The 14,305-nt window shown below is 55.0% G+C and carries 16 protein-coding genes; 6 read left to right on the forward strand and 10 right to left on the reverse strand.

Annotated elements, in window-relative coordinates; all coding sequences use genetic code 11:
* Positions 1 to 46 precede the first annotated feature (46 nt).
* From pgsA to GGR91_RS10835, 3 genes are read left to right on the forward strand one after another with little or no spacing between them, the layout of a single operon-like run.
* Complete coding sequence (pgsA, locus tag GGR91_RS10825) at positions 47 to 619, forward strand: CDP-diacylglycerol--glycerol-3-phosphate 3-phosphatidyltransferase (RefSeq protein ID WP_183942212.1); 573 nt, start codon at positions 47 to 49, stop codon at positions 617 to 619.
* A gap of 4 nt (positions 620 to 623) precedes the next feature.
* A complete protein-coding gene (locus tag GGR91_RS10830) occupies positions 624 to 875 on the forward strand; it encodes a MoaD/ThiS family protein (protein ID WP_183942213.1) in 252 nt (83 codons plus the stop codon).
* Complete coding sequence (locus GGR91_RS10835) at positions 872 to 1,312, forward strand: molybdenum cofactor biosynthesis protein MoaE (protein ID WP_183942214.1); 441 nt, start codon at positions 872 to 874, stop codon at positions 1,310 to 1,312. Before GGR91_RS10830 ends, GGR91_RS10835 begins: the two co-directional genes overlap by 4 nt.
* Positions 1,313 to 1,335: 23 nt before the next feature.
* Here GGR91_RS10835 and GGR91_RS10840 read toward each other — a convergent pair whose 3' ends face one another.
* The gene (locus GGR91_RS10840) at positions 1,336 to 2,241 is read right to left on the reverse strand and encodes a hydrogen peroxide-inducible genes activator (RefSeq protein WP_183942215.1); all 906 of its coding nucleotides are present in this window, start codon (positions 2,239 to 2,241) and stop codon (positions 1,336 to 1,338) included.
* 154 nt (positions 2,242 to 2,395) lie between these two features.
* On the opposite strand from GGR91_RS10840, the gene epsC reads away from it, so the two are divergent.
* Both epsC and GGR91_RS10850 read left to right on the forward strand, forming a co-directional pair.
* The gene (gene epsC, locus GGR91_RS10845) at positions 2,396 to 3,118 is read left to right on the forward strand and encodes a serine O-acetyltransferase EpsC (protein WP_183942216.1); all 723 of its coding nucleotides are present in this window, start codon (positions 2,396 to 2,398) and stop codon (positions 3,116 to 3,118) included.
* Positions 3,115 to 3,459, forward strand: a complete 345-nt coding sequence (locus tag GGR91_RS10850; RefSeq protein ID WP_183942217.1) for a DUF2794 domain-containing protein — start codon at positions 3,115 to 3,117, stop codon at positions 3,457 to 3,459. Before epsC ends, GGR91_RS10850 begins: the two co-directional genes overlap by 4 nt.
* Before the next feature lie 48 nt (positions 3,460 to 3,507).
* Here the strand turns inward: GGR91_RS10850 and GGR91_RS10855 are convergent, their stop codons facing one another.
* Positions 3,508 to 4,410: an SDR family NAD(P)-dependent oxidoreductase gene (locus tag GGR91_RS10855; RefSeq protein ID WP_183942218.1), complete on the reverse strand. Its 903-nt coding sequence runs from the start codon at positions 4,408 to 4,410 to the stop codon at positions 3,508 to 3,510.
* A 181-nt stretch (positions 4,411 to 4,591) separates the two neighbouring features.
* Between GGR91_RS10855 and GGR91_RS10860 the strand changes: the two genes are divergently transcribed.
* Complete coding sequence (locus GGR91_RS10860; RefSeq protein ID WP_183942219.1) at positions 4,592 to 6,106, forward strand: OprO/OprP family phosphate-selective porin; 1,515 nt, start codon at positions 4,592 to 4,594, stop codon at positions 6,104 to 6,106.
* On the opposite strand, the gene phoB is transcribed toward GGR91_RS10860, so the two are convergent.
* The 8 genes from phoB to GGR91_RS10900 all read right to left on the reverse strand — a co-directional run bounded on the left by phoB (position 6,103) and on the right by GGR91_RS10900 (position 14,266).
* Entirely contained in the window at positions 6,103 to 6,798 is a 696-nt protein-coding gene (gene phoB, locus GGR91_RS10865) for a phosphate regulon transcriptional regulator PhoB (RefSeq protein ID WP_183942220.1), read from the reverse strand. The two genes, GGR91_RS10860 and phoB, sit on opposite strands and share 4 nt — an antisense overlap.
* A gap of 13 nt (positions 6,799 to 6,811) precedes the next feature.
* The gene (gene phoU, locus GGR91_RS10870; RefSeq protein ID WP_183942221.1) at positions 6,812 to 7,483 is read right to left on the reverse strand and encodes a phosphate signaling complex protein PhoU; all 672 of its coding nucleotides are present in this window, start codon (positions 7,481 to 7,483) and stop codon (positions 6,812 to 6,814) included.
* 11 nt (positions 7,484 to 7,494) lie between these two features.
* The gene (pstB, locus tag GGR91_RS10875; RefSeq protein WP_183942222.1) at positions 7,495 to 8,289 is read right to left on the reverse strand and encodes a phosphate ABC transporter ATP-binding protein PstB; all 795 of its coding nucleotides are present in this window, start codon (positions 8,287 to 8,289) and stop codon (positions 7,495 to 7,497) included.
* 3 nt (positions 8,290 to 8,292) lie between these two features.
* Entirely contained in the window at positions 8,293 to 9,558 is a 1,266-nt protein-coding gene (gene pstA / locus GGR91_RS10880) for a phosphate ABC transporter permease PstA (RefSeq protein ID WP_246337182.1), read from the reverse strand.
* Complete coding sequence (gene pstC / locus GGR91_RS10885) at positions 9,551 to 10,939, reverse strand: phosphate ABC transporter permease subunit PstC (protein WP_183942223.1); 1,389 nt, start codon at positions 10,937 to 10,939, stop codon at positions 9,551 to 9,553. Before pstC ends, pstA begins: the two co-directional genes overlap by 8 nt.
* 127 nt (positions 10,940 to 11,066) lie before the next feature.
* Positions 11,067 to 12,119 (reverse strand): substrate-binding domain-containing protein, encoded by a 1,053-nt coding sequence (locus GGR91_RS10890; protein WP_183942224.1) that lies wholly within the window; start codon positions 12,117 to 12,119, stop codon positions 11,067 to 11,069.
* 107 nt (positions 12,120 to 12,226) lie between these two features.
* Entirely contained in the window at positions 12,227 to 13,468 is a 1,242-nt protein-coding gene (locus GGR91_RS11755; RefSeq protein WP_183942225.1) for an ATP-binding protein, read from the reverse strand.
* A gap of 126 nt (positions 13,469 to 13,594) precedes the next feature.
* The gene (locus GGR91_RS10900) at positions 13,595 to 14,266 is read right to left on the reverse strand and encodes an HAD hydrolase-like protein (protein WP_183942226.1); all 672 of its coding nucleotides are present in this window, start codon (positions 14,264 to 14,266) and stop codon (positions 13,595 to 13,597) included.
* Positions 14,267 to 14,305 lie beyond the last annotated feature (39 nt).

Genomic DNA, 14,305 nt, shown 5'->3' on the forward strand with positions numbered 1-14,305 from the left:
GAAATAGCCGCGTGATTTTGCTGGCACATCGCGCTATTGCTATAGGATGCTTAGCTTACCCAATATCCTGACCTTGTCGCGCATTCTTGCTGTGCCCATCCTTGTCTTTTTGCTTTGGCCCGGCGCCAAACAGATAGGCATTCAGCCAGTGCCGCTTGATTACGGCTTTGCATTCATATTGTACTGCCTGATGGGGATTACCGATTATTTCGATGGCTATCTCGCGCGGGCGCAGGGGACAGTGTCGAAATTGGGTGTGTTTCTTGATCCCATCGCCGATAAGATCATGGTCGCCGCTGTCATTTTGATGCTGGTGTTCACGCGCGATGTCGACGGCTGGCATGTCATTGCGGCCCTCATCATTTTACTGCGTGAAATGATCGTATCGGGCCTGCGCGAATTTTTGGCTGGCCTGCAGATTTCGGTGCCTGTTTCGAAACTCGCCAAATGGAAAACGACGTTTCAACTTGTTTCGCTCGGCGGTATCATTTTGGCGGGCGCCTTGCCGGACTGGATATTGCTGAAGCAAGCGGCACTGGCGTTGCTTTGGATCGCCGCGGTGCTGACCATGATTACCGGCTGGGATTATCTGCGCGTCGGCATAAAGCATATGGATTGACCATATGAGGCTGGTGTATTTCGCGGCGGTGCGCGAGGCCATTGGTGTGGCCTCCGAAACATGTGATCTGCCGGCACATGTGCGCAATATTCATGACGCCATTGACTGGCTGGCCGGTCAGTCATCCGGTCACGCACTGGCCTTTCAAGACAAATCGCGGCTTCGTTTTGCTTTGGACCAAGATATGGTGCCGTTGGATGCCATGCTTGGCGACGCACATGAGCTTGCAATTTTCCCGCCAGTGACCGGCGGATGAAACGCGTCCTTATCAGCGGCGAGCCGATCAGCGCGGAGGTTGCACTGGCGGGGCTGAGCGATTTGGGGGGCGGTGCGGTGTCCAGTTTTACCGGCATATCGCGCGACGATGGCGGTGTGACCGCGATTGAGCTGGAGCATTATCCCGGCATGACGGAATTAAGCCTGATGCGGTTAATCGATGAAGCCTTTGGTCGCTGGGCATTGCTTGGCGCGGCGATTGTGCACCGGATTGGGCGCGTTGCCGTTGGCGAACCCGTGGTCGTTGTCGGCGCAGCGTCGCGGCACAGGGCAGACGCGCTTGAGGCCACTGCGTTTCTTATTGATCGCCTGAAAACAGACGCGCCATTTTGGAAGAAAGAGCATTATGCAGACGGAACGTCCGTTTGGGTTGATGCCAAATCCAGCGACGACGACAGGTCTTCACGCTGGGCCTAATGGTTCCGGTTGCGGTGGAGCGTTTAGGTCGTGTGCAATTCCCGCAGGGACTCCGCAAGCAACTCGAACTCCTCACGGCGCGGGCTGTTGGTTCGCCAAATAAGCGCAATTTCGCGCGTCGCGTGGTCCGCATTCAATGGCCGCGCCTGAACGTCGGTTCCGTTCAATAGACCGGCCGCAACGGCCATCTCGGGAATGATGGTTAGGCCCAAGCCATTGTCCACCATCTGCACAAGCGTGTGCAGCGATGTCCCCAGCATCATGGCCGTTGCGCGCAGTTCCGGGCGGTTACAGGCAGCCAGTGCATGGTCTTTTAAGCAATGGCCATCGACCAATAACAAAAGCCTGTTTTCATCAATCAGCTCGGGTTCAATGCTTTCGGGCGGGTCGCGCGGGTCATCCAATGGAAAGGCAACATATAACGCGTCGTTAAACAAATGCGCTTTTTCGACATCGCCCGCCGGGAAAGGAAGCGCCAGCAGAACACAGTCGACCTGACCATGGTGCAATGCTTCGACCGCAGCTGCGCTGGCTTCCTCCCGCAGGTATAACTTCAAATCGGGGTATTTCTTGCGTAATGCCGGTAGCAATTTGGGCAACAGGAATGGCGCAATCGTGGGGATGACGCTCATGCGCAAATCATCCGCAAGCGGCTTGCCTGCGGAACGAGCCATTTCGGCGAGCTCTTCCGCCTCACGTAAGATGCGGTGCGCCTTGGTCACCATCTTGTTGCCCAGCGGCGTAAAGCGGACGACGCGCCGCGTGCGTTCCACGAGCATCAGGCCAAGCAGCGACTCCAGTTCGCGTATCCCTGCGGAAAGCGTGGATTGGGTGACGAAGCACGACTCCGCGGCTTTACCGAAATGGCCATGCTCCTGAAGCGCGACCAGATATTGCAGCTGTTTCAATGTTGGAAGATAGGTGCTCATAAATCGACCCCGTTTATTATTATGGGCTATATAATCGTTTTTACCGATGATTCTAGCAATATTTAGCGAAAAGGTTCATAGATTGCTGGAAATGCCGGTTTGAAAGTCTTAGCTTAGATGCTCAATGGTCCCGCAAGGGACGGCAGGGTCATTTATGTTCATTTCAAATCTCATCGAATATCTCGACTCGATTAAAGAACGCGATCCTGCACCGCGCTCGCGTTGGGAGATATTGCTCTACCCCGGCGTATGGGCTGTGGGTTATCACCGTGTCGCCCATTGGCTGTTTCTTGGCCAGATGTTCTTTCTTGCGCGGTTGGTAAACCATTTCGCCCGGTTTCTAACGGGCATAGACATTCACCCCGGCGCCAAGATTGGGAGCAATTTCTTCCTCGACCATGGTTTCAGCGTCATTGGTGAAACGGCGGAAATTGGCGACAATGTCACCATGTACCAGAACGTTACCTTGGGTGGCACCAATCCGACGAACGGGATGGCGGGCAAACGGCACCCGACGATATTGGATAATGTTATCATTGGATCGGGTGCGCAGATCCTTGGCCCAATCACCGTTGGCGAACGCGCGCGCATTGGCGCTGCTGCCGTGGTGACCGACGACGTTCCGGCGGGCGCAACGATGATTGGTCAAAAGGCCCGATCGACATTAGTTCAGGCCGAAACCTATGCGCGTGACTTCATGCCTTATGGCACACCATGCCGCGAGATGTTCGACCCGGCGACACAAAGCCTCGAAATATTGCAGTGCGAAATCGAAACCCTGCGCAAACGTATCGCCGACATGATGGCCGAGCGTGATGGAACGCCGGCGGCGACACCGGTTAAGCCCCGTGCGAGCAAGGGAAGCAAGCCCAGTTGAGCGCAATCATCACGCCGTTCCCAATAACCAATCGGCTCAACCAGATTGGGTTCGAAAAAGGCGAGCTAACCCAGATACTCAATCTGTACGGGCGGATGGTCGCAGCGGGTAACTGGCGCGATTATGCCATCGATCTTGGCCGCGACGCCGCGGTTTTCAGTGCGTTCCGGCGCGCCACCGAGCGACCCGAATATCGCATTGAAAAGCGACCGGCGTTGCGTAACCGCCAAGGCATGTGGGCATTGGTCGGCGAAGGTGGTGCAATTTTGAAACGCGGGCATGACCTTGGCCCCGTCCTTGCGCCTGTTGAACGAAAGCTCATGAAGCTCGTCGACGCATAAAAAAAGCCCGGTCAAAGACCGGGCTCTTTCGAAACATTGTGAAGGCCATTAGCCGAGTGCTTGAAGCGCTTTCATCACGGCGATGGATTGCTCGCCGCCTGACTGTGGAACGGTTTCGCCGGTGCGGTCGATAATCTTGTCCCACGCCGCAGCAAAGCCTTCGACGTTGCGGTCTTCCTGACGCAGGGCGACGCCCGGAGTCATCGTGACATAGGCTGCGTGATAGCCGCCACCGCCTGCGCCGATGATCATGTTGGTTGGGGCATCTTCGCTGACCAGATACAATGCGGCGGGTACCACATTTTCCGGCGTGAACTGTTCGAACAGGCCTTCCGGGAAAATATCTTCGGTCATGCGTGTGCCAGCAACAGGTGCGAGCGAATTGACGCGGACATTATATTTGGCGCCTTCAAGGTGCAGCGTCTTTGTAAATCCAGCCAATCCGAGCTTTGCCGCGCCATAATTGGCCTGGCCGAAATTGCCGTACAGACCGGTTGACGATGTGGTCATCAAGATGCGGCCATAGGCCTGGTCGCGCATTGTATCCCAAACGGCCTTCGTGCAGTTTGCCGATCCCATGACATGGACCTGAAGCACCAGATTGAAGTCGGGCATATCCATCTTGGCAAAGCTCTTGTCGCGCAGGATGCCGGCATTGTTGATCAACACATGCACGCCGCCCCATGCTTCTTTCGCCTTGGCGACCATTTCGACCATCTGCTCATATTCAGTGACGCTGCCGCCATTGGCCATGGCTTCGCCGCCAGCGGACTTAATCTGTTCGACAACTTGAGCCGCTGCGTCGGATGTGCCTGTACCATCGCGCGCGCCGCCCAAGTCATTGACCACCACTTTCGCGCCGCGCTTGGCGAGTTCAAGCGCATAGGCCTTACCCAATCCACCGCCTGCACCGGTCACAATAGCGACTTTGTCTTTAAAACTGATGGTCATGTTATATCTCCATAATCAGGGGCGAACCGAGCCGCCGAAACATGCTGTGCCTTGGCATGGCACGCCACTTGACGCAAGCGTAAAGCAAGTTGGGGTGAGTGTCATAAAAGAGAAATAATGCTGTCATGCGAAAGACATAAAATTGCTGTCTAGGCGTCACCATTGAAACAAGGATAACATTATGACCGCCGCAAAAAAATGGTTTGCAACGACAGCATTGGTAACGGCGGCATGTGTCGCATTCCCCGCTTATGCGCAGGACAGCACATCTGAGGTCGACTCGCTGCGTGCGGAAGTTGCGGCGCTTAAGGCGCAATTGGCAACGATTGCGGCAAAGATTGATGCGGTCGAGAAAAAGCCTGTAGCGGAAGTAAAATGGAAGGGCGCACCAGAAACCAGTGGTCAAGGTGGTTGGACCTTTAAGCCACGTGGACGCATCCATTATGACGCAGGCTATGTGAGCGTACCCGGCGATTATGCAGTCAACCGCAACCTGGGCTTCAATAGCCGCGTTCGGCGCGTTCGCCTTGGCGCTGAAGGCAGCATGCCCGGCGGCTTCGGTTATAAGGTCGAGGCTGACCTTGCTGGCGGCAATGTTGGCTTTGGTGACGTATTGCTGAGCTACAATCCCACCAACGCACCGATCAGCGTTCGGATTGGCAATTTTGAATCGCTGAACGGGATGGAGCAAATCACCAGTTCCAACAGTGCTAGCTTTACGGAGCGCGCTGCATTCAATGACGCGTTTTTAAACAGCCGTCGCCTTGGCGGCGCGGTTGCATGGCGTGATTCCGATAATGTGCTCCGCGCTGAAGTCGGCCTGTTTGCTGGCCACAGCATCGACAGCTCGTTCGACAATGACGGCTGGATTGGTGCGGGACGACTGACCTATGCGCCAAAGGCGTTTGGCGGCCAGCTGCATTTTGGTGCGACCATTCAGCAGCGCGAATTTGCATCCAACAACAATGGAACGGCGTCGGTTTCCACAAATGCACCGTCGACCAACCAACTGGCCCGTTATCGCGCGCGCCCGAACACACAGCTGACGGATGTACGATTTGTCGACACCGGAAGCTTCGCCGCCAAGAGCGACCGGATTTTAGGTGTCGAATTGGCGGCTATCTTCCCCGGATTTTATTTTGCCGGCGAAGGGCAATGGACCAAAGTAAATGCCTATCGCGCGGGTGACATTGCAACAGGATTGGACAGTTTTGCTGGCGGCAACAGCGCCGTTACACCAAATGGCGACCCAAGCTTTTTTGGGATGTATGCCGAGGCCGGCTATTTCCTGACCGGTGAAACCCGCGGTTATAAGGACGGCGCGTGGGCGCGCACCAAGGTGCTGAATCCCATCGATAAAAAGGGCCTTGGCGCGTTCCAAATTGCGGCACGCTATGATTTTCTGGATCTCGATAGCAATGCCTTGAAAAACGGCGTCACAAACAACTTTGCGACGGGCAGCAATAGTCTGGCGGCGCTCAATGCGCGGCTTGGACGGGGCGGGACACAGACAAGCTATCTGCTCGCTCTGAACTGGTACCCAATCGACTATGTGCGCTTCATGTTGAACTATGGCCGCGTCAATGTCGAAGGTGGTCCGTTGGCCGCGACAGTCGACCCGCTTTCAACACAGGCGGTTGATAAGCGTGACTATTCGGTCGATGTGCTTGCCGCGCGGATGCAGTTGGAGTTCTAAACCGCGTCCTGATCGAGCGAATAGCCTGCGGATCGCACAGTCCGGATAATATCGCTGTCAAAGCCCTCATTTAGGGCTTTGCGCAAGCGACGGATGTGGACGTCAACGGTACGTATTTCGATATCGCTGTCATGGCCCCAGACACTGTCCAAAAGGCGCTCACGCGAGAATACATGGCCTGGATATTCGAGGAAATGCTTAAGTAACCGGTATTCGGTCGGCCCAAGCGGAACCTGCTTTCCGCCGCGCTTTACCTTATGCGCGACCGTATCCATTTCGACGTCACCAAAGCGCAATGCTTCGCCAGCGAGCGCGGGGCGGACCCGGCGGAGAACAGCCTTTGCACGGGCAACCAATTCGCGGGGTGAAAAGGGTTTCGTCACATAGTCATCAGCGCCGATTTCAAGTCCGCGAATACGGTCGTCTTCTTCGCCGCGTGCCGTCAACATAATGATTGGCACATTGGCGGTGTTGTCCGCTTTGCGTAATTGCCGGCACACTTCGATGCCCGACAGATTCTCCAACATCCAATCCAGCAAAACCAGATCGGGCGTGCGTTCTTTGGCCATCAGCAGCGCTTCTTCACCGTCCCCTGTATGCTGAACGTCGAACTCCTCGCGTTCGAAATGCCAGCGCACCAATTCAGCCAGAGCACTATCGTCTTCAACCAATAGCAATTGCGCCTTGGGCATATGTTTCTCCGCGTTAAGCGTCGGGCAGGTTTTCGCCCGTTTCGGTAAAATAAATCATCTGGGCGACGGTGGTGGTATGGTCCCCAATTCGCTCCAGATTTTTGGCTGTAAACAGCAGATGGGCGACTTCCGTCGCATTCTGGGGATTTTTCGCCACATATGCGACAAAATCGACGAACAGATCTTTGTTCAGCTGATCAACGTCATCGTCACGAATGGTCACTGCGCGTGCCAGATCAACGTCGCGTTTTGCATAAGCGTCCATGGCGGTGCGGATCATTTCGACCACGATTTCCCCCATGCGGCTGAGCTGTTCTTTTGCGGAGGCGTGGATTTTACCTTCCATCTTCGGAACACGCTTGGCGATGTTTTTCGCGTAATCCCCAATGCGTTCAATAACGGCAGACATTTTGAGTGCGGCGATAAGCTCGCGCAAATCGTCGGCCATCGGTGCGCGTAAGGCAATGGTGCGCACAACCAAGCGTTCAACGTCGGTCTCAAGAGTGTCGATCACTTTGTCTTCGGCACGTACGGAGGCTGCCAGCTCGACGTCATGCTCCGATAACGCTTTCATGGCCGCAACTACAGCGGACTCGGCGCGCGCACCCATCTCGGCGATGAGGCCACGGATTTCGTCCATGTCATCGTCAAACGCGCTAATGGTGTGCCTTGTGCCTGTACTCATGCTATCAATTCCTAACCGTAGCGGCCTGTAATATAATCCTTAGTGCGGTCTTCACGTGGATTGGTAAATATTTCGGATGTCTCGCCAAATTCAATGAGATTACCCAAATGGAAGAATGCGGTGCGTTGCGACACACGCGCCGCCTGCTGCATATTATGCGTCACGATGATGATAGCATATTTTCCGCGCAGGTCGTGGATTAACTCCTCAATCCGCGCCGTCGCGATAGGATCGAGCGCCGAACACGGTTCGTCCATCAAAATGACTTCGGGATCAACGGCAATGGCGCGGGCGATGCACAAACGCTGCTGCTGACCACCGGAGAGCGCAGTGCCGCTTTCGTTCAGCCGATCCTTGACCTCAGTCCACAAACCGGCCCGGGTCAGCGAACCTTCTACGATCTGATCCAGTTCTGCCTTGCCGCTCGCCAGTCCGTGGATCCGCGGACCATAAGCGACATTGTCATAAATGGATTTGGGAAACGGATTTGGTTTCTGGAAAACCATGCCGACGCGGGCGCGCAATTGTACGACGTCCATCGACGATGCATAGATATCCTGCCCATCGAGCAAAATCTCGCCTTCGACGCGCGCACCAATCACGGTGTCGTTCATGCGGTTAAGTGACCGCAGGAAGGTCGACTTACCGCAGCCAGATGGACCAATGAAGGCAGTCACATTTTCGCGGTCGACGTCGATGGATACGTTGTTTATCGCTTGTTTATCGCCATAAAAAACATTCACATTGCGCGTAGATATTTTCGGATTTCCGGGGTTTTCGCCCACATTAACGTCCTTTTTGTTCATAAATCACCACCGCGTTTCAAAACGGTTGCGAAGATAAATGGCCAAAGCGTTCATTCCCAACAGGAATATCAGCAACACAATGATTGCCGCACTGGTTTTTTCGACAAAGCCCTGATTGACTTCATCCGACCACAGGTAAATCTGCACCGGCAATGCCGTGGCGGCGTCGGTAAAGCCTTCTGGCGCCGCCGGAATGAAAGCGCGCATGCCAATCATCAGCAGTGGCGCCGTTTCCCCAAGCGCACGCGCCATACCGATGATGGTGCCCGTTAGGATGCCGGGCAGAGCAAGCGGCAGTACATGGTGGAAAACGACTTGGACAGGTGACGCGCCGATGCCCAAGGCCGCTTCGCGGATCGACGGCGGCACGGATTTGACGGCGTTGCGGCCGGCAATGACGATGACGGGCATTGTCATCAGCGCGAGTGTTAACCCGCCAACCAATGCGGATGATCGCGGCATACCGAAGATCGTGAGAAACACGGCGAGGCCTAAAAGACCAAAGATGATTGATGGAACAGCGGCCAGATTGTTGATGGACACTTCTATCATGTCGGTCAGCCGGTTCTTTGGCGCATATTCTTCCAAATATAACGCCGCGAGGACACCGACGGGAAAGGCGAGCAACAGGGTAATCGCCATCGTCATCAGCGATCCCTTGAACGCGGCCCAAATGCCAACCGCAGATGGATCCGTCGCATCTGCACCTGTTAGGAAGGTCCAGTTAAAGCCCGTGCGCAAAGCGTCTTTTTCAGACAGCGCAGCAACCGTCTTTTCAGCGGCCGGCTCGCCTTTGCGCTTGAATGCCACGTCCAATCGGGAGTCCGCTGGTAACCAAAGCGTCTGTTTGGACGTCACCAGTTCGGGATTGTCTATCAACATCTGCCGCACATTTGCTGCCGCGGCGGATGTCAGTAGGCTGTCGCCCAAGCCAGCATATTGTTGCCCAACAGCCAATTCGACAAGGCCGGGAATGTCCATCGAATTCAACGCGGCATCGGCATTTGGACCAGTGACGGATGCTGCAGTCGCGCCAGAGGTCAGTGCCGGAAAATCGAACTCCACCGCGATTTCTGTACGCTGGAAACCACGCAGGCCTTGGCCAAGCATGGTGAACAACAGAAACGCAAGGAAAAGCGTCGATAGCGCGACCGCCATAAAGCCCATCGCTTTAAAGCGCCGCTCAGCCGCATAACGGCTGGCAATACGCTTTTGCATAATGTGCCCGTTCCAGTCGGTCGGGGTTGGGTCGATGACGGCTTTATTCATATGCTTCCCGATATTTTTTGACGACCCGCAATGCGACATAGTTCAGGAAGAAAGTCGTTATGAACAATGCCAGTCCAAGCGCGAACGCGGCAAGTGTATGCGGGCTGCCGAAATCCTGATCGCCCGTCAAAAGCGCGACGATCTGGACGGTAATGGTGGTGATCGTATCGAAAGGATTGGCGGTCAGGTTCGCGGTGTAGCCTGCGGCCATCACCACGATCATCGTCTCACCAATAGCGCGGCTGACGGCGAGCAATATGCCGCCGACCACGCCCGGAAGTGCGGCTGGCAAGAGCACCTGTTTAATGGTTTCGCTCTTGGTCGCGCCCATGGCCAAGCTGCCATCGCGCATCGCGTTGGGAACGGCGGCAATGCTGTCATCCGACATTGAAGATACCAATGGAATAATCATCACGCCCATGACGATACCTGCAGCAAGCGCATTGTCAGATGCTGCGTTGCTGACACCCAGCATGACCGCAAAGTCGCGTACGGCAGGAGCCACGGTTAAGGCCGCAAAATAGCCATATACCACGGTGGGCACGCCAGCGAGGATTTCAAGAATGGGCTTCATCCATTTGCGCACGGTTGAGGACGCATATTGCGTCAGGAAGATAGCGCTCATCAGACCCAGCGGGATGGCCACAACCATCGCGATAATTGCACCAATGAAAATCGTGCCCCAGAACAATGGTATGGCGCCATAGCCGTTATCTGCGCCCGGCGTGACAACCGATTTGGGGTTCCAGTCGGTTCCAAACAGGAATTCAAATGGCGACACCATTGAGAAGAAGCGCCAGGATTCAAATATCAACGAGGCGAAGATACCAAGCGTGGTGATGATGGCAATCAGCGATGCGACAAGCAGCCCGAACATGATGACACGTTCGACTTTGCCACGTGCGCGAAAGTCCGGCTTCAGGCGGGTAAAGGCAAAAGCTCCGCCTGCGAATAACAGCAGCAATGTCGCGGCGACGCCGAGCCATTTATAATAAGACAAAGCGCCTTTGTATAAAGGCACAAGCTTGTCGCTCATGTCCTGAAATGCGGTCGCTTGAAAACCCTGCGCTATGGCGCGTGCCTCAGACAATATGGCTGCGCGGGCAAAGGTGTCTTGTGGCAATTCAGCGGCGATCGGTGCCGACAATACCATGTTGGTGACCAGCGATGGCGAAAGCGACTGCCAAATGACCATGAACAACAGCGCAGGCACAACGGCGCAAATCGCAACAAACCAGCCGTGATAATAAGGCAGGCTGTTCACCGTACCGCGCGGACCACCCTTTGCCTTGCGGACGAAACCCGACGCGCGGGCACGCCCAACGATCCAGCCAATGAGGCCGAGACCAAGGACAAGGAAGAGCAAAGCCGTTCCGGTCATAAACTTAACATTGCCCCCTTGGACCAAAATTGGCCGAATTCCGCTGAATACCGAACCCAAAATAGCAATGGGCCTGGATCAAACACAGATTCGATCCAGGCCCATAGACGCGATGATTGTTGCAGTTTTATTTCAAATCTGCGCCCGTCATGGGGTTGAGGCTATTTGCAGCTTCGTTTGCCGCTTTATAGTCTGCTTCAGTCGATGCAATCATGCCCAATTTGGTCAGATATCCGCCTACTGCGCCACCCTTAAGAAATTCGGCAATAAATTCCTTGATGCCAGGAATTTTGTCGATGTGGGCTTTCTTGACATAGATGAACATCTTGCGCGCACCGGGGTAGCTACCATCCGAAATCGTCGCGACTGTCGGGCTGACGCCGTTCATCACGATGCCGTGTACCTTGGATGCATTTTCTTCCATGTAGCTGTAGCCGAAGATGCCAACCATGTTGGGGTTGGAATCGAGCTTCTGCACGATCAGGTTATCGTTTTCGCCCTGCTCCTTGAACGCACCATCGGTGCGGATTTCGGTGCAAATAGCCTTATACTTGTCTTCGTCGGTTTCCTTCAACGCCTTCATTGTAGCGTCGGATTTGCAACCGGATTCCATGATCAGCTCATGGAATGAATCGCGTGTGCCAGATGTCGTTGGAGGGCCATATACCGAAATTGGCAATTTAGGCAGCGAAGGGTTCACGTCCGACCAGAGCTTTGCAGTCTGTGGCTTACCGAACGGGTTGGCCGCGAGTGCCTTGTAGACGTCAGCGGTCGAGAGCACGAACTTGGTGCCCTTGTTCGACTGTGCAAGCGCCAGACCGTCGATGCCGACCTGAACTTCGACAATGTCCTTAACGCCATTCTTCTGGCAATTTTCGAATTCGCTTTTCTTCATGCGACGTGAAGCATTTGCGATGTCTGGTGTCTCTGCGCCTACGCCTTTGCAGAATTGTTCAATTCCGCCGCCGGTTCCGGTCGATTCCAGAACAGGTGATTTGCGTGAAGGATCCGCTTTAGCAAACGCCTCAGACGCGGCCTTTGCGAATGGAAATACCGTCGACGAACCCACAATGCGGATTTCCTGACGCGAGCCGCCAGCGGCTCCACCCGTGCTTGCCTGGTCATTACATGCCGCAAGCGCGAGCGCGCTGATGGCAACAAGTGAAATTTTCTTAATCATAACTGTTGTCCCCATAGTGGATTCGGCACAGATCGAACTGCGCTCCCGGGTCCATTAGACGCTGCAGATGGCTGATAAATGACTCTTGTGTTACACTATTGTGACGGTCATGCCGGTGCAACGGGAAGCAGGATCGACACAGTTGTGCCTTTTCCCAACGTGCTGCGGATTTCCAGATGGCCGCGGTGCCGGTCGACAATATGTTTGACCAGGCTAAGCCCCAGACCGGTTCCGCCAACCAACCGACTGCGCCCCGAATCGACGCGATAAAAACGCTCGGTCAGCCGCGGCAAATGTTCAGGCGCAATCCCGTCGCCTTCATCCGCAACTGCGAAGTTCAGCATGGCGCCGGATCGTGACGACACGAGCGAGACCAGCACCGGGGTGCCGTCTTTTCCATATTTCATGGCATTATTCAGGATATTATTGGCAAGCTGCCGCAACTGGCCCGCATCGCCAATCACTGCGGGCAAATCCGCGGTGATGTCGACCGCAATATCTGCGCCGCGGTCCTTTTGGCTGTTACGAAGCTGGTCCACCGTTTCCATCACGATCTGGGCAAAATCGACGGGTGTTTGCGGCGGGTCATATTTTTCGGCTTCAATGCGGCTAAGCGACATAAGGTCGCGCACCAACGCCTGCATACGATCGGTTTCTTTCGCCATGATGCCTAAGAATCGACTGCGCGTGGCCGGGTCTTCACCAGCAGCGGGGTCATCCAATGTTTCGATAAATCCTTTAACAGCAGCGAGCGGCGTCAACAGTTCGTGGCTGGCATTGGCAACGAAATCAACGCGCATCTTTTCGGCCGCTTGCGTGCCACTGCGGTCGGCCAAATGGACAATCTTCTGTCCGGGCCCCATCATCTGGATACGCATTTCCCACAGCTGGTTTTTCTGACCGATGCCTGTGAGTTTTATGGGGTGGCCGCTGTGCTGGGCATCAGGATCGGACAGCCGCTCGATTGCCCCGGCATGCCGAAATGCCATCCGGACATTCTGACCAACAATATTGCTACCTAATAAGCGCAACGCGACCACATTTGCAGCCGTGACGCGCGCGTTTTCGACCATCAATATCGCATCGGTTGATGCATCGATAAACGCCTGCAACTGGGGGTGTGATGTGATTGAGGCTGCATCGATTGCCCGCGGTTCGTCTGACCGCGGCGTATCGATAACGGCTTCATCATGGTCATGCCCTTCGGCCACGACGAACAAAGCAATCAGCATGGATACGAACACCACAAGGATGCGTTCGGCGACACCAAGCATTTGCCCTGCAAAAACGGCGCCGACAAAAGCAAGGCCAAAGGCAAAAAATACGCGGGGAGAAAACCAACTGTTCACTATATTCACCCGTCCATGTCATCCCAATCGGCGCCAACCCCGTGTTCGCTATTACCGGCTATATTGCCCCACATATAGACGCAGTTTTTGCGTGCAAGCATCGCCGATGAAATAACGGACATTTGATTAGGAGAGGTTTCGTAATACCGCGATCAGATCATCAAAATGGTCGATGATGGCATCAGCGCCCATATCTTCCACGGGCCCGTGCAGGAAACCAAAGCTAACGGCCACACTCGGCACATCGGCATTTTTCGCCGCCATGATGTCGTAAATAGAATCGCCAATATAGGCCGCACGTCCGCCGCCGCATCTTTTGACCATTTCAAAGATGGGCGCGCCGGATGGTTTGGCATTTTCTTTGCCCAACGTGTCCGCACCCAAAATGCAGCCCATACGATGTGCAAGGTTCAGGTCGTTGAGCAACTTGACCGCCAGGCTTTCGAACTTGTTGGTCACAACCGCGTACCGCACGCCCATCGCATCCAGCGTGTCCAGCAAATTGATTGCGCCGTCGAAGGGCCTACTGTGGACCGACACATTGGCTTCATAATAAGCCAACATCTGGCGGTAGAGCGGCTTAAAATCGCCGTCGGGAATGCCGCCTGTCGCCTCCAATCCCTGTTGCAGCATCAGTTTTGCCCCGCCGCCGATATGTTGCTTGACGGTTTCGGCCGAAAGGGTCGGTCTGCCGACGCTGGACAGCACATGATTGACCGCGGCGGTGAGGTCGCCGCTGGTATCCACTAAAGTACCGTCAAGGTCGAAGCCGATGATGTCGAAAGGAATTTTTGTCATATCGCTCCCAAATGGCTGCAAGTTCTGGAAACCGCAACA

The organism is Sphingorhabdus rigui (assembly GCF_014196595.1).
In the GTDB taxonomy this organism is placed as follows: domain Bacteria; phylum Pseudomonadota; class Alphaproteobacteria; order Sphingomonadales; family Sphingomonadaceae; genus Sphingorhabdus_B; species Sphingorhabdus_B rigui.

What these genes read in the sequence shown, in the direction of transcription:
- GGR91_RS10900 (WP_183942226.1), bottom strand. Translation starts at nt 14,266, where the DNA reads ATGACAAAAATTCCTTTCGACATCATCGGCTTCGACCTTGACGGTACT.
- epsC (WP_183942216.1), top strand. Translation starts at nt 2,396, where the DNA reads ATGTTCATTTCAAATCTCATCGAATATCTCGACTCGATTAAAGAACGC.
- GGR91_RS10860 (WP_183942219.1), top strand. Translation starts at nt 4,592, where the DNA reads ATGACCGCCGCAAAAAAATGGTTTGCAACGACAGCATTGGTAACGGCG.
- GGR91_RS10855 (WP_183942218.1), bottom strand. Translation starts at nt 4,410, where the DNA reads ATGACCATCAGTTTTAAAGACAAAGTCGCTATTGTGACCGGTGCAGGC.
- phoU (WP_183942221.1), bottom strand. Translation starts at nt 7,483, where the DNA reads ATGAGTACAGGCACAAGGCACACCATTAGCGCGTTTGACGATGACATG.
- pgsA (WP_183942212.1), top strand. Translation starts at nt 47, where the DNA reads ATGCTTAGCTTACCCAATATCCTGACCTTGTCGCGCATTCTTGCTGTG.
- GGR91_RS10840 (WP_183942215.1), bottom strand. Translation starts at nt 2,241, where the DNA reads ATGAGCACCTATCTTCCAACATTGAAACAGCTGCAATATCTGGTCGCG.
- GGR91_RS10835 (WP_183942214.1), top strand. Translation starts at nt 872, where the DNA reads ATGAAACGCGTCCTTATCAGCGGCGAGCCGATCAGCGCGGAGGTTGCA.
- pstB (WP_183942222.1), bottom strand. Translation starts at nt 8,289, where the DNA reads ATGAACAAAAAGGACGTTAATGTGGGCGAAAACCCCGGAAATCCGAAA.
- phoB (WP_183942220.1), bottom strand. Translation starts at nt 6,798, where the DNA reads ATGCCCAAGGCGCAATTGCTATTGGTTGAAGACGATAGTGCTCTGGCT.
- GGR91_RS10890 (WP_183942224.1), bottom strand. Translation starts at nt 12,119, where the DNA reads ATGATTAAGAAAATTTCACTTGTTGCCATCAGCGCGCTCGCGCTTGCG.
- pstC (WP_183942223.1), bottom strand. Translation starts at nt 10,939, where the DNA reads ATGACCGGAACGGCTTTGCTCTTCCTTGTCCTTGGTCTCGGCCTCATT.
- GGR91_RS10830 (WP_183942213.1), top strand. Translation starts at nt 624, where the DNA reads ATGAGGCTGGTGTATTTCGCGGCGGTGCGCGAGGCCATTGGTGTGGCC.
- pstA (WP_246337182.1), bottom strand. Translation starts at nt 9,558, where the DNA reads ATGAATAAAGCCGTCATCGACCCAACCCCGACCGACTGGAACGGGCAC.